This is a genomic window from Dethiosulfatibacter aminovorans DSM 17477 (assembly GCF_900142005.1).
GTDB classification, from domain to species: domain Bacteria; phylum Bacillota; class Clostridia; order Tissierellales; family Dethiosulfatibacteraceae; genus Dethiosulfatibacter; species Dethiosulfatibacter aminovorans.
The window spans coordinates 115,660-130,486 of the sequence record NZ_FQZL01000007.1; the positions used below are offsets into that span (position 1 = coordinate 115,660).

Genomic DNA, 14,827 nt, shown 5'->3' on the forward strand with positions numbered 1-14,827 from the left:
TTCCTTATCTCCATTTTCTTAATTTTATTATCATCAGGCAAGCTGAAAAGCTCAACACTCCGATCAAGGCACAAATACCCCAAGCCATGCTCCATAACCCCTTAGCGCCAAATAATACTCCTACAATAACCGGTGCACTAACCATTCCTATATCACCACACCCTCCAATGAAGCCAGTTGCCACCGGCAGGGTTTCCTCATTAAATATCTCCGGTAATATAGAGTAGAAGGATCCCAATCCCCAGGCTGCGCCAAATGAGAATAGAAGTACTGCAAAGTAAAAAACAAGGAAGTTATTGAGATTAGATATTAAAATCACTGCAACAGAAATAATCACTATCAAACACCCTATTGAAAAGACGGCTGTTCTTGAATCAAGTTTGCTTACGCTTTTCCGTGAAGCAATATCCGATATATTGCCTGAAACCGCACAGGCAAAAAAAATTCCCATGGTTGCTGCAGACATTATTTTTCCGGTCTCCATTTCATCAAAACCCAAATATGAAGCAAACAAGGGCATATCCACGGAAATCACCTGTACCGACCATGTCGTACTCAAAAAACCTAAAGCCAACAACCATACAACAGGCTTAGCCATGAGCTTTGTCAAAGGAACATGGTGATTCCTCACATGATTTGCTGGCATCTTCCCATCCCTTTCCCTAACTGTCAAAAGCCATATTGATGACACTGCAACCTGAACCAGTGCCAAAGTGAAATATGATTCAACCCAGCCGAATCTGCTGATGACGAATCCCGCAAAGGTTGCTCCTATTCCAGCTCCTCCGTAAAAAATACCGTTGAAAACTGCAGTTGACAGACCAATCCTATTTTCAGGAATCCAATCCATGATTATTATGAGAAATACAGGGTATATGATGGACGAAAATCCTTGTATGAACTTCAACATGAACAGAAATGGTATATATCTGACGTATGGAATGACGACCAGGGGAACTACGGCAGACAACATGCTGAACAGGAACGTCTTGACTGACCCGTATTTTCTATAAGCAAATCCTGATAAAAACATTGCCATGACAATGCCTGCTGTTTTCACCGTATCAGCTGTCAATAATAGTTCCTGAGAAACATTCATCCTATCAGATAAAAACGGAATCGTCATAGATGACTGGGGAAATCCAGCTGAAAGAGTACATCCAATTAATGCATTCAGAAACACAACATACCACCCGTAATATTTGTAATTTTTGTTACTTTTAGCTAATTCCATAAAATATCTTTTTCCTTTCCTGAACTGCCATTCCACCCTTGCATTAATCCCATATCCATATTGATTCAAGCACTAACGCTTTGATAAAGCAGTCAAGCTCCTTCAATAAATTTTTACTTTAAAAATAAAAGTGAGCGCCAGCCTGCTCACTCACTTTCATCAACAAGACATTGCATCCAAACGCCCTATGCATCAGAATCTTAAATGCCTCAATACTTTCAATTACCATAGCCAAAACATCACATTTCCAAAGCATTCAAGCCTTCTTAATTTGCCTTGACACATTTTCCCTTTGAATTTTTGTCCTTTACCTCTACCCAACCTTTTTTATACATCACGTATGCACAGAAAACTGTAAAAGGCATAATCACAAGCATCACAAATCCTACATATCTTGACAAGCTCATGATAAAAGTATGAACCAACAGAACAACCATCATTGGGAGTATTGCAATCTTTATCTTTCCTTTAACAGTATAGTTTCCGGCGTTCTTGCTTAAAAAAGCGGTCAAGGCCATGCTGCCAAACAGGGCAGGCATCACATAGTTTGTGGCTGTAGTTACGAAAGGTGTCGTCAAAACAGGTGCCAACGGAACAAGCATAACTACTCCAACAGCTACAACAACCATCGTAACCATACCAGATATGCACATTGCGCACATAGAGATAACATCGCCTTTTTCAGTACTTGGTGTGGCTTCCGTCGCTTCCATGGCACTCAGTGCACATGGGAATTTAATATTCATTACATTGCCTGTAATTGATGCTATGTATCCGGCAGTACCTGTGATTGGAGTGAAGCTTACTACTTCAGCCGCAACCGAGGGCACATACATTGCCAGCAGTGGACCAGCCACGGCAAATACCTGTGCAAAGGTAGGCCATATATCGTAGATTGAGCATATGATTGCCGGTATTCCAAGCATTAGCATCATTGAAATCAGTGTAGCGATTACACCATAAAAATACGTTCCTTCTAAATATGTTCTTCTTTTCATGATCACATTCCTCTCTTTCATTATATGAGCAAGCTGCTCCACAGCACTCCTGACACCATTCCAATTACAAGGGCAAACGACATGATAAAATCAGGCAGCCATTTAATATTGTATTTCCTTGCCGCATAGCTGAGGACATATGTTACTATTGCACTGGTTCCTGCCGTCAATGCATGAGCTGGACTAATTACCAGTTGCATTGGCAGCATTACTGCCATCATGGCAATCACGAGACAACTCAACGCTAAAGCTGTAAAAGGATTCTGTTTTGATCCGATCCTGGTTGCATTTGAATGAATCTTCTTAAGAAACAATACATTGCACACCATACCTGTCATAATGCAGATACTCATAACGAACATTATTGCACCCAGTGATTCCATATCATTGCTGGAACTGAAGGCCGACAATGATTCAAAACCTGCTCCTTTTGCTGCCAAGTCACCCGACATCAATTCATATCCGAGAGATCCCACAACAGACAGTCTAAACCAAGGCCATGGTACTCCTAAAAGGGGGGACAAAGAAATCAATCCAATTATTATTGCAATTGACGGCACAATTGAAAAAATAGCAGCTCCCTTCATAGACGACTTAAAGACCTCAGGTGAAACTCCAAGTTCAAAGGCTCTTCTTCTCCCCCGGATATAGAAAAACACACAAATACCAAAAATGATTAATAGTGAAACAGCAACTAAGATATACAAGAGGCTGCTATTAAGTATAGTCATTAAATCCATAAATTTTTCTCCCTCAATTAATATATTTTAAATTCAGTTGTTCAAATAATTCATTGCCATGTTTACATGAAACACCACTCCGCTTTTAAGGGCTCCCAGGTCAATCCTGAATCGAGGATTGTGCGCCACTACGGGTTCTATGCTCGATTCTTTCACTCCCAGCCAGCCCAGGGCTCCCGGGATTTCCTGAAAATAGTATCCTACGTCTTCAGATCCCATAAGCGGCACATCGGAAATGTATACGTTTTCTTCACCAAAACAGCTGCCGGCAACATCCACCATTCTCTCCGCTATTTCCACATCATTAATCGTTGGACTGTACCCTTTGATTCTGCTAAATTCAGCCTTGCACCTGTGAGCCTTGCAGATTCCTTCGGCAATTTCCGGAAGGCGTTGGAAGACCACTTCCCTCAACTCATTATCAAAGGTTCTTACACCACCAGTAACCTTGATCTTATCAGGAATGATATTCCATGAGGAATCTGTATTTATTGTACCCACCGACAATACACAGGTATTAAGTGCCGAGAGCTCTCTTGACGGAAATTGATTAAAGGCTGCCAGTATTGCACTCAATGCTCCCACAGGATCAATCGCCGAGTCAGGTGCCGATCCATGGCCACCTTTCCCTAGAATATCAAGCTCAAACACATCGCTTGATGCCATTGCACGGCCTCTGTTGATTCCAAACACTCCCTTTTCCATATTGGACATGACGTGAAGGGCAAAACATGCATCAACTCCTTCGAGGGCGCCATGTTTGATCATCGATGCCGCGCCTCCAAGCTCGCTGGCTCCATTCTCTATGGCCACCTTAAAGGCATCTGGTCTGGCTCCTTCTTCTGCCGGCTGGAAAATCAGTCTCACATTCCCGCAAAACTTATCCCCGTTCCTTGCCAGATATTTTGCCGCTCCAAGGAGCATAGCCACATGTGCATCGTGGCCACAAGCGTGCATCAATCCATCCTTTTGTGACTTGTAATCCACCTTTGCTTCTTCAGTCAATGCCAATGCATCCATATCCGCTCTGATAGCCACTGTTTTCCCCGGCTTATCACCTTCAATTGTAGCCACAACACCTGTATGAGCAATCTGCCTTCCTTCAATTCCGTATTCCGATAATTTCTTCAGAATAAATTTTGAAGTTTCATATTCCTCAAAGCCGAGCTCAGGGTTTTTATGAAGAATTTTGTAGTTTTCAATCATCTCTTCTTCAATTGCAGCAATTTCCTTTGAATCAATCATTGTTTTCCTCCTTTTTTTCTTGCTTCATCAACAAGGGTTCTAAATATACTTCTGTGCTCTGATACTGTTGTATATATACCTTCCGGATGCCATTGTACCGCCAATGTGAATGCGTTTCTTTTGTCAAATTCAATGGCTTCAATGATTCCGTTGGAATCCTGTGCAACAACACTGAATCCGCCACCTAGTTCATTTACACTTTGATGATGATATGAGTTCACTTTTATTTCCTCTCCAGCTATTTCACGTATTCTGGATCCCTTGACTGTTGTAACTAGGTGAACAGGCATGCACATGTTCTGATTACCAAAAAAATGTTTCCCATACTTGTCTTCATCTATGTGCTGAATAAGGTTTCCACCCCTTGCAATATTCATCAACTGCATTCCCCTGCAGATGCCAAGAATTGGAATATCAGTTTCATCCATCAAATATCTTGCAAGCTCAATTTCCTGCAAATCTCTGTAGTAGCAAAGCTCTCCAATTTTCTTATGTGAATCTTCTCCACACAGTACCGGTGAAACATCACAACCACCCGAGAAGACCAATCCGTCAATATTTTTCAAAAGAAGATCAACATTTTGAATACCCTGCAAGACAGGCAATATTATTGGTATCCCCCCGGCATCCTCAACTGCTTTTACATAATCATCCGCCAACATATGCCACTTTTGATTGTTTCCACCTACACCAACACTTGTACCAGGTTTATCATTCAATACATAATTGGCAGTTATACCTATTATTGGTTTGATTTCAAACACTCCTTTCCATAAAGCTATCATTGTTCTTTTAAAGCATTAACTTACAATCAATCTATTTGTTTAGAGATCATTATTTTCACATAAACAGGCATGCGCATTGAATATTTCAATTGTTGTATGTTCCAACTGTTGTATATTACAATCTTAACTCATGATTGTGACTCTGTCAAGTTTTTTATATTTAATTACATAAATAGTGCATTCTCGTAATAACCAAATACACATCATCTATAAAATCATTTTGATAATATATCAGCTGAACACCAGTAATTGCAGCAACATTAGATGTCAGGCAGCAGCATCAAGACCATCGATATAGACACCTTCAAAGAAATGAAGTAAAATATAATTCGAAGGGCTGCGGCTCCTCGAATTTTAATATTTACATTCATTACAGCTAAAAAACACAAAAGTAACCATCCCTTTTGTATTTTTTGAACAAACATCATGTTCAACAGAATAAGAGCGACAGTTATAGTAGAAGCTATAATGATGCAGAGAAAGAAAAAAGCAGCATTCGTTCTCCCTAAAATATTTTAAGGCTGTCCGGATTTTCCGAACAGCCCTGTTTTTAATAATATTTAATTATAATTATTTCTTAACAATCCAGCAAATCTCCAAGAAATCTCTTAATAGTATCTTCATATCTATCCTGCATTGACAGGCAGGTATCCCTCAAATATCCCTTCTCACTCTCATATTCGGACAAACCCCTGTAATAGAAAAGCTTTAACTCGTCTTCAATGATGAATGGGACGATATCATACTTCAAGCATTCCCTGAACATTATCAAACGACCTATGCGTCCGTTACCGTCCTGGAAAGGATGAATGCTCTCAAACCTGTAGTGGAATTCTAGAATATCATCAAAATATACCTCTGGAAGTCCATTGTACCAGTCAAGTAGTCTCTTCATCTCTTTGGGCACTCCCTTTGGCTTTACGGTTTCCTTTCCGCCCACTTCATTTGGCAACTTCTTGTATTCACCTATATTGAACCATTCCTTCCTTGCATCGGCAGTGCCGTTCTTTAGAATTCCATGATATCTCTTAATCAAATCCTCGGTAAGCGGCTTCTTGACTTCCTCAAGCATCAAATCAAACAGATAGAAGTGATTTGACGTCTCAATTATATCGTCTATATTCTCAACCATTCTCCCTTCACTAAGCAGTGTATTTGTTTCAAATATAAACCTGGTCTCTTCCTCAGAGAGCCTGCTTCCCTCAATATGGTTTGTGTTGTAAGTAAACTTTATCTGGGTGAAGTGATATATGTTGCCCTTCAGCTTCGATCTCTTCTGGTCCAGTAATACAGTCAAAAGACTGGTCTCATCAGATTGCAACAGATCATATAGTTCATCCATGCCGATTTCCAAAAAATCTGCTATCTTCTTAAGATTGGCTGTCTTTATGGAATCGGGATTGTCGAATCCCCCGTGTATTGTGGCATAAGGTATATTGCAGGACTTGCTTATATCTGATATTTTAATGTTCCTGTTTTTCAGGTATTCATTTATGTTCACTATGCTCCCCTCCCAGTTTTATTTCGTGACTTTAGTTGAGTTTATTTTTCAAATGAAGTATCCGGAATGCCTCAACTGGATACATTTTTGAATAAATAATGACGAAATTTGTTTCAAGATAAAATATCCTTATGTAATTATATCGATATATCGATAAATTTTCAATATTTATCGATATATCGATATAACAGATTGGTGCAACCCTTCATCTTCAACTCAAAAAACAAAAAGAACCGTCCCTTTTGTTTTTTGGAACAGTTCCCAATTCACAGAAATATCAAAAAACGGTTCCATATATTCAATACAGAAACCGTCTCTCTCATTAATATTAACCTAGCCCATTTTCTTATATCAGAAAATCAATCTACCTATCAAGGTCAACAATCCGAATATGGCCAGTGCGAATATTCCAACAACCACGAATACAGGCAGTACAACCATAGGCAGTGCAACCAGCAGAAGCAAAAATCCTATGAACACGAAGAAAACCTTGAACAGGAAAAAACTTATTTTTATAGCCATTCCGAAGAACATAAACATCAATAGTACGGCAAATATGGTAGCCATAACGATACCTCCAATAATATATTTCATCAGTGAGATCCAAAAGCCAAAACTTATGAATCATCTTTATAACTATAACCTATCAAAACTGTCTTTGCAAACCATTAATAAAATATTAAAATTTGATTAAATACAAAAAACAAAATCCGCCTTTAAGCGGATGTCATCGTCGTTGCTATTCATTTCTCAGATTTTTTCGTATTGATGTGTTGCAAGCCGGACTAGGAAATCGCCTGACTTGTCATTGCCATTGCCTGGATGACCTCATATGCTTCTTCCCAGGTGTGAACCCTCACTATCAAAGAATGAAGCTCTTCCTCCGGACATTGATTGTATCCTGCATCCATCAGTATCACCTTGTAGCCTGCTCTAGCCAGTTGAACCGCATTGTCCATGCTGTCCTCCAGAAATACATCACAGTTCAAATCATGTGCATTCTGTATCTTGTTTGCATTTCCTGTAACATACAGGCTGTTGAAAGGAATATTGTGCCTACAAAGATAAGAAAATGTAATCATCTCAAGGTCCTTGTCCCTTGCCGTCACAAAATGTATCCTGTGCCATTCAGAAAGCTTGCCTATATATTCTCCCGCCTGCTCCCTCAACCTTGCATTATTGTGAATATCGTACTTGTAGACTTCATAGTAATACAGGTAGTCGTCAAGTTCAATGCCCATTGTCTTGTGTATTTCATAACACCTTACTTCCTCTTCCCTTACACATTTTGAAAAATGCTCATTGGCCATTGCCAGCCAGTAGTAGGGTTCAGTCAACGTTCCATCGATGTCAATGCAAATATTCAATCTCTTCATTATATTCACCTCTCTTTGAGTCCATTGTATTATCCCAATACAAATTTTACGTCATCCCAAGGTTAAACTTCTGTAAAACTTGTGAAAGCCCGCTCATGTCAATTATTAAGAAAACATTATATTTTTATTAGCGAGTTGACAAACACTGTTGCCATGTATATACTTTGATTATCAAAGCATTTCAAGGTGAGATATATGAATACTAAGCGTGATTCAATAAACAAGGTACTTGTAAAGCTCTTCAACGATGTAATGAAGATAGAGGAGAAATGCCTCTGCACAGGCGAATTTGAAGACCTTACAATGACCGAATTCCATACAATTGAAATAATAGGAAGCAACCGTGAAAGGACAATGTCCGAAACAGCCAAGTCCCTGAACATAACCCAGGGAACCCTCACTACCGGAGTTGACAACCTTGTAAAGAAGGGATATGTCAAAAGGGGAAAGTCTGCAAATGACAAGCGAAAGGTCGTAATAAGCCTTACGGAAAAGGGTGAAAAGGCACTTGCCACCCACGACGAGTTCCATCACGACTTGGTTACCACTACACTTTCAAACCTGGAACCTGAGCAGGAAAGGGTATTGATAAAGGCTCTTTTCAATGTCGACAGCTATTTCAGGAAGAAATATAAACTATAAAACGGAGGACAATCAATGGCCATTAGAATAGTCACAGACAGTACCAGTGATATGCCCAAAGAAATTGCAAAGAAATACAATATTAAGATAGCACCCTTAAGGGTGAATTTCGGTGAAGAATCCTTTCTTGACGGAGTGGAGCTTACAAACGAGGAATTCTACAAAAAGCTTGCTACAGCCAAGGAACTTCCAACAACTTCTCAGGTGAATCCGGGAGAGTTTGTTGACATTTTCAATGAGATTCTCGATGAGGGAGACGAGGTCATTGGAATATTCATTTCATCGGATCTAAGCGGCACCTACTCATCTGCAAAAATAGCCCAGGACATGATAAAATCCGACAAGATCCATATCCTGGATTCAAGAGGAGTAACCGCCATGACGACCCTCATGTCCATAGAAGCTGCAAAAATGGCTGAAAAAGGCAAAAGTGCCGCCGAAATAATGGAACTGCTTAAAAAGATGGTCGAAAACATGAAAACCATGTTTATAATAGATACCCTCGAGTATCTCGTAAAGGGAGGAAGACTTTCAGCTGTTCAGGGAGCAATAGGAGGGCTTTTGAACGTGAAGCCCATAATACAGGTCAACGGAGTGGTGGAAACCGTAACAAAGGTGCGTGGAAGGGCAAAGGGCATCAAGTATATAATGGACTGGCTATACAGTTCACAATTCGACCTTTCAAACAAGACAGTCTTCATAGTAAACTCAAACGACCAGGCCTTCGGTGACAAGATAAAGACAGTACTCCTTGAAAACTTCAAGGTGGGAGAAATCCTCGAGGCACCAATCGGTGCCGTAGTGGGAACACATGCCGGCCCCGGATGTGCAGGTTTGCTGTTCTGCGATATGGATATACAGTAAACTTGTAAAACCATCCAGATTTTTATTTCTCTGGATGGCTTTTTTATTTTTCAAGCCTTGCTGGCGGTAAAAAAAATACACAGAAAAACCTACAGGTTTTTCCTGTAGGCTTCGAGATTCTTTTTTCTTTTTTTTATGTCGTCCAGTAGAACCCTGATTCTTTTTGAATGTTCCTTGAAGGCTTTTATGTTTCTGTCATCGAGACGTTTCATCTTCTCTATCTTAAGGGCTATTGACTTCAGGTCTTCATCGGTGAGGTATTGCTTTACCACTTCGATTCTTTTAAGTATCTTGCCCCTTTCTTCGATGAGTCTCTCCAGTTCCTCCATGTCAAAATCCTCTTCAGACTTGTTTGCCTGTCTGTACTGCAGTTCTGTCACCCTAATGTATTTGTCAAGAAGCTCTAATATTTCAGATTGCACTCAATACTCCTTCTGTAGCAACTTTTTTCATGGCCTGATGCCATGTATCTCTAAATTCTACTACCAAATCCTATGCTTCGTCAATAGTTTAAACACTTTGATATTACATTAAAGAGGAACTGAAAACCTTTATTTGCCATCTTATGAATCACAATCAAGCTTTAACGATTCATGCATAAATATTTCTGCTTGATCTTTGTTCGGAAATCATCTCAACGAAAACACCTATAAGTTTGGGGTCGAACTGTGATCCTCCACACCTGACAAGTTCCTTTATTGCATCCTCAACTTCAATCCCTGTCCTGTAGGGTCTGTCGTTTATCATTACATCGAAGGCGTCAACAATTGATATGATTCGAGATTCAAAAGGAATTTCCTCGCCTTTGAGCCCCTGAGGATAGCCGCTACCATCCCATCTTTCATGATGACAAAGTATGAAATTCGATATATGGGCTACTTCCTGGCAGGAACTGGTTATCCTGAATCCCACCTCTGCATGTTTTTTTATCTGGTCCATTTCCTCATCAGTGAGCCTGACTTTCTTTGTCAGGATTTCATTTGCTATGGCGATTTTGCCTATGTCGTGAAGGGCCGCTAGGAGGACAAGTTCGTCTATCTTTTGACCAGGCAGAGACATCTTCCTTCCCATCTTCCTGCAAAGGTCCTGCATCCTGCCACAATGCTCCTGGGTTTCTATGCTCTTTTCATGAAGCGTATTGATAAAAGTGTTTAGAATGCTGTTTCTAACACTATCGCCAGATATCAGTTTATTCCTGTACATCATCTCTTCGGCACTCGTGAAAAGTGTACCGAAGTCTACAAAACTGTTATTCATCGTTGCATAACCCATGGAAATACTAATGTCAAGTGGCAGTCCAGAAACCCTACCGGCATTCTTATTTATTTTCTCTATTTTCCGTTGTGCTTCCTCTTCTCCCGTACCCATCATCAATAGAGCGAACTCATCACCGCCAAGCCTTGCAACTATATCATCCTTACCGCAGGATTCCTTGAGCAAGGCGGCAGCCTTCCTCAAAACTTCGTCACCTGTGGTGTGACCGAATCCGTCGTTGGCAATCTTAAGTCCGTTTAGGTCTGCAATTATCAGGGTTGATGGAAGTACCGGGTTCTTCTCAAGCTGATTCCACTTGTCCTCGAAGTATGTCCTGTTGTATACACCGGTCAGATTATCGTAATAACTCAGGTATCTTATCTTTTCTTCTGCCTTTATCCTTTCTGTCACGTCCCTTAATATATACAGAGTACACTCCTGTCCCATATATTTAATTGAGTTTGTCTTTATTTCAACATATATGCCTTTACCGTCCACGCACTTCATTAGAATGGAAGACCCGTTTTTTATCCCATGAATGCAGTCATTTTTCTCACAGGAAAAAATATCACTAAGAAGCAGACTTTCAATTTCATCCTGGTCATAGCCGCTCATGCTGAAAAATGTAGGATTTCCATATATCAGCCTGTATTCACTCGCAATAAGTATACCGTCGCTTGCCCCTTCCACAACAGCCCTGTATTTCTCTTCACTTTCCTTGAGGGCGTTTTCGGCTATCATCCTGTTTTTTCGTTCGTTTCTGACACTTGCGGCCCGGTCTATGGAAATGGCAAGCTCCTCATACTCCATGGGCTTATTAATATAGTCAAACGCACCAATACGCATGGCATCGATGGCTGATTCAACTGCTCCATGGCCAGTTGTCATTATCACTTCCAGTTCCGGATTGAATGACTTTATCTCTCTCAATACCTCTATTCCATCCATCCTCGGCATCTTTATATCAAGGACTATTACATCAAGACTTTCTCCCCACTCCGACTTTACTATTTCAAGTCCGTCCAGTCCGTCGAATCCGGTCCTTACCTCAAAGCCGTCTAGTTCCAGCATGCTTTTCAGCGTGTCCCTTATGATTGACTCATCATCTATCACCAATACTTTAGTCATTTAATCCTCCATGTAAGGCTTGAGCTTAATGGATATGCATGTCCCCTTGTCCTCAGAGCTGTCTACGTCAATCCTTCCACTATGGCCCTTCATTATGCCATAGCTGATTGACATTCCAAGGCCTGTAGCCTTTCCTACTTCCTTGGTTGTATAAAATGGTTCGAAAAATTTCTCTTTGGTCTTCTCATCCATCCCAATCCCATTATCCCTTATGTCTATTTTGATCCATCCGTTCTCGCAAGCCGTTTCTATTCCTATCTTCTTGCCGTATCCCTTTATTTTTCCTGATAGAATTGATTCCTTTTCGTTAACTGCATCCTTGGCATTTGCTATAACATTTATCAATACCTGTTCTATCTGGTAGGGCTCCCCCATGACCTGGGGAAGATTTTCAGTTTTTTTGACCGACATCTCTATGTCATTCAACCTGATCTGTTCCGCCATCAAACTCATTGCATTGTCAAGGCTTTCGTTTACATCCATTACTACGAATTTCTGGACATCCTGTCTGGCAAAGGTCCTTATATGGACGATTATTTTCGACATCCTCTTGACCAAACCTTCTATAGTCGAAAGGGATTCAAGCAAGGCATTTTCTTCAAGCAATCCCCTTTTCGCCAGCATTTTCATATTGCCTGTAGTCAGGGATATGCCCGTAAGGGGCTGGTTGAGCTCATGGGCTAGTCCAGCTGCCATCTCTCCCAGGGTAGCAAGCTTGGATGTCTGGAAAAGCTGACTCTGAATCATTGTAATCTCGCTTGTTCTCTCCTCTATCCGCCTCTCAAGCTCAAGGTTTATCTTTGACACTATCTCTGCATTTATTTTTAGCTCCCTGCTCCTGTAAAGCCTGTTTCTGTACAACATTATCCGCTCCGCAGCCTTTTCTATTGATATTAGGAGCTCCTCAAGGTCTATGGGCTTTCTCAGATAATTTATGGCTCCCTTCCTGAGAGCTTCTATGGCAAGGCTTTCATCTCCGAATCCCGTCATCATTATGACTTCCGTATCACCGAAGTTTCTCTTCACCTTTTCCATAAGTTCCATTCCACTCATGACAGGCATCTCCATGTCGCATATCATAACATCCACCTTTTTGGAGTTGATTATGTCGTATCCCGTTTTTCCGTCATTTGCAGTCAGGACCTCATAGCCTTCCTTTGAAAGGATCCTTGATAGATTTTCAGTGAGATGGACATCGTCGTCGGCAAGTAGTATTGTATGCTTGAAGTCCATCTCCTTTTCCCTTTTTATCTTGTCCATGGCCCTTCCCAAAGCCGTATTAAGGATCTTCATGTCCAGAGGTTTTTCAAGATAATCAATTGCACCTTTTCTCAGTGCTTCAACTGCAAGGTCCTGGGTACTGAATCCTGTCATTATTATAACTTCACAGCTGCTGTATTTTCCCTTGACCTCACTGACAAAACCTATGCTGTTTTCGCCATTCAGGTACACATCAAGGATCACTATGTCTATATCTTCACTTTTCAGTATTTTTCTTGCATCATCTATACTCAAGGCTGAATGAGTCTTCATGTGACTCCTTGAAATATCAGTCTCAAGCTCCCTGCATATGTGGATATCATCATCCACAATCAATACCCTCATGCCCATTTATATATCCACTCTATATGATCCAAGGGCAACTGCACTGCTGCTGCCTTTGGCATAGAGGTATACTTTGTAGAAATTCATGGCCTGGTTTTCCCCTATAGGGTATTCCATAGTCAGTCTTTCACCATCACATAGAAAACCTGTAAGACTTGACTCAAGCTTGTCAGTATTACTCATTGAAGTACCGAAATCAGATACCATAAGAGATTTGAGAATCTGCGGCTTAAAATGATTTCTGTCCAGGAAGTTACTGCTGACATATCCAACCTTCATGTCCTTGTCTACTGTGAAATATCTCTTGTTTAGTGATGAAAGGTCGTCGAGTGTAGACATGAAAAAATCCCTTTCAACCCTTATTGGAAACCTTAATTCTATGTCCCTGTCAAGGGATATCTTATCTATTATCTGACGGGAGATATCTATCTCCCTTTCTGCATAGTAGTAGGCTCTTTGGAGATTTAGCTTCTCGTAGGCCTTCTGTACCGACACAAGAAGCTGCTCCAGGTCTATTGGCTTCCTGATGAAGTTCATGGCACCGTTTCTCATGGCTTCAACCGCCATAACCTCATCCCCGTAGCCGCTCATTACTATGGTCTCGAAATACCTTGAAGTTCCACTGATCTCTTTTAATACATCAAGGCCGTCCTTGCCGGGAAGCTTTATATCAAGAAGGACGACATCTATTTTTCTTTCAAAAAAAATCCTGACAGCCTCAATGCCGTCTGCTGCCTGGTAAACCTCGTATCCTTCCTTGGCAAATACTCTGACGAGTGTTTCCCTGGACTTGTCGTTATCCTCTACCACGAGTATGCTTTTTTTAATCATCCTGTTTCTCTTTTTCAGTACGAATTCAGTTGCCCTTCCAAGACTCAAGAGCATTTCATCCACATTTATGGGCTTTTTGATATAGTCCGTTGCCCCTCCCCTTAGTGCCTCAATCACCATGTCCATGCTGCCGTGGCCTGTTATTAGAACTATTCCCGTTTCAGGAGAAAGGCTCTTTATCCTCCTAGTGACTTCCATTCCGTCCATTTTAGGCATCTTTACGTCTGTTACCACCAAGTCGGGCTTTTCAGACCTGAAAACTTCAAGTCCCTCCACCCCGTTTGAAGCGGTGCACACCTTGTATCCTTCCTTCTTGATTATGTTTTTCAATCTCTCTCTTGCGATGTCATCGTCCTCTATAAGCAGTACCTTAATATCTATCATATTTCCTCCCGCATAAAGACCAACTATAAAATCAAAAGTGCAAACTTGACACTACAACAAATTTTAGGCACAAAAAAAAGTCCCGCTTGTTGATGTATCGAAAATAAAAGCAGCCGGCTGCCGTACGAGATGCTTAGGCCCATTGGCTTTGCGTCCTGTCTTTTCAGACAGTTTGCCTTTTTAAATTAACAAGTCGATCAAAAATAAAGACTAATTACTTATTTAATGGTGTTATTGTAA

Annotated in this window: 14 protein-coding genes and 1 riboswitch; of the genes, 2 read left to right on the plus strand and 12 right to left on the minus strand. The window is 40.8% G+C overall.

Annotated features, from left to right (window positions below):
* Window positions 1-4 precede the first annotated feature (4 nt).
* From BUB05_RS05780 to BUB05_RS05815, 8 genes are all read right to left on the minus strand, one after another.
* A complete protein-coding gene (locus tag BUB05_RS05780) occupies window positions 5-1,183 on the minus strand; it encodes an MFS transporter (RefSeq protein WP_175548513.1) in 1,179 nt (392 codons plus the stop codon).
* Between the two features lie 317 nt (window positions 1,184-1,500).
* Window positions 1,501-2,232 carry a hypothetical protein gene (locus BUB05_RS05785; RefSeq protein WP_073048746.1) on the minus strand — a complete coding sequence of 244 codons (732 nt, stop codon included), beginning with the start codon at window positions 2,230-2,232 and terminating at the stop codon, window positions 1,501-1,503.
* Window positions 2,233-2,252: 20 nt separating this feature from the next.
* Window positions 2,253-2,972, minus strand: coding sequence for a DUF5058 family protein (locus BUB05_RS05790; protein ID WP_073048505.1), 720 nt, complete (start codon window positions 2,970-2,972; stop codon window positions 2,253-2,255).
* A gap of 33 nt (window positions 2,973-3,005) precedes the next feature.
* A complete protein-coding gene (locus BUB05_RS05795; protein WP_073048507.1) occupies window positions 3,006-4,217 on the minus strand; it encodes a M20 metallopeptidase family protein in 1,212 nt (403 codons plus the stop codon).
* Window positions 4,214-4,981 carry a gamma-glutamyl-gamma-aminobutyrate hydrolase family protein gene (locus BUB05_RS05800; RefSeq protein ID WP_175548514.1) on the minus strand — a complete coding sequence of 256 codons (768 nt, stop codon included), beginning with the start codon at window positions 4,979-4,981 and terminating at the stop codon, window positions 4,214-4,216. Before BUB05_RS05800 ends, BUB05_RS05795 begins: the two co-directional genes overlap by 4 nt.
* Window positions 4,982-5,579: 598 nt before the next feature.
* On the minus strand, window positions 5,580-6,503 hold the full coding sequence (locus tag BUB05_RS05805) for a Fic family protein (protein ID WP_175548515.1): 924 nt from the start codon (window positions 6,501-6,503) through the stop codon (window positions 5,580-5,582).
* A gap of 351 nt (window positions 6,504-6,854) precedes the next feature.
* Entirely contained in the window at window positions 6,855-7,070 is a 216-nt protein-coding gene (locus BUB05_RS05810) for a hypothetical protein (RefSeq protein WP_073048509.1), read from the minus strand.
* 218 nt (window positions 7,071-7,288) lie between these two features.
* Complete coding sequence (locus tag BUB05_RS05815) at window positions 7,289-7,879, minus strand: 5' nucleotidase, NT5C type (protein WP_073048511.1); 591 nt, start codon at window positions 7,877-7,879, stop codon at window positions 7,289-7,291.
* Window positions 7,880-8,074: 195 nt separating this feature from the next.
* Between BUB05_RS05815 and BUB05_RS05820 the strand changes: the two genes are divergently transcribed.
* Together BUB05_RS05820 and BUB05_RS05825 are read left to right on the plus strand one after the other, a co-directional pair.
* Window positions 8,075-8,521 (plus strand): MarR family winged helix-turn-helix transcriptional regulator, encoded by a 447-nt coding sequence (locus BUB05_RS05820; protein WP_073048513.1) that lies wholly within the window; start codon window positions 8,075-8,077, stop codon window positions 8,519-8,521.
* Window positions 8,522-8,536: 15 nt separating this feature from the next.
* Window positions 8,537-9,385, plus strand: a complete 849-nt coding sequence (locus tag BUB05_RS05825; RefSeq protein ID WP_073048516.1) for a DegV family protein — start codon at window positions 8,537-8,539, stop codon at window positions 9,383-9,385.
* A gap of 89 nt (window positions 9,386-9,474) precedes the next feature.
* Here BUB05_RS05825 and BUB05_RS05830 read toward each other — a convergent pair whose 3' ends face one another.
* The 4 genes from BUB05_RS05830 to BUB05_RS05845 form a co-directional block, all read right to left on the minus strand.
* On the minus strand, window positions 9,475-9,807 hold the full coding sequence (locus BUB05_RS05830; RefSeq protein WP_073048518.1) for a hypothetical protein: 333 nt from the start codon (window positions 9,805-9,807) through the stop codon (window positions 9,475-9,477).
* Window positions 9,808-9,976: 169 nt separating this feature from the next.
* A complete protein-coding gene (locus tag BUB05_RS05835) occupies window positions 9,977-11,767 on the minus strand; it encodes an HD domain-containing phosphohydrolase (RefSeq protein WP_073048521.1) in 1,791 nt (596 codons plus the stop codon).
* The gene (locus tag BUB05_RS05840; protein WP_073048524.1) at window positions 11,768-13,378 is read right to left on the minus strand and encodes a hybrid sensor histidine kinase/response regulator; all 1,611 of its coding nucleotides are present in this window, start codon (window positions 13,376-13,378) and stop codon (window positions 11,768-11,770) included.
* Window positions 13,379-14,587 (minus strand): response regulator, encoded by a 1,209-nt coding sequence (locus tag BUB05_RS05845; protein ID WP_073048525.1) that lies wholly within the window; start codon window positions 14,585-14,587, stop codon window positions 13,379-13,381. It abuts the gene before it with no gap.
* Between the two features lie 105 nt (window positions 14,588-14,692).
* Window positions 14,693-14,774: riboswitch (cyclic di-GMP riboswitch) on the minus strand.
* Window positions 14,775-14,827: the final 53 nt, after the last annotated feature.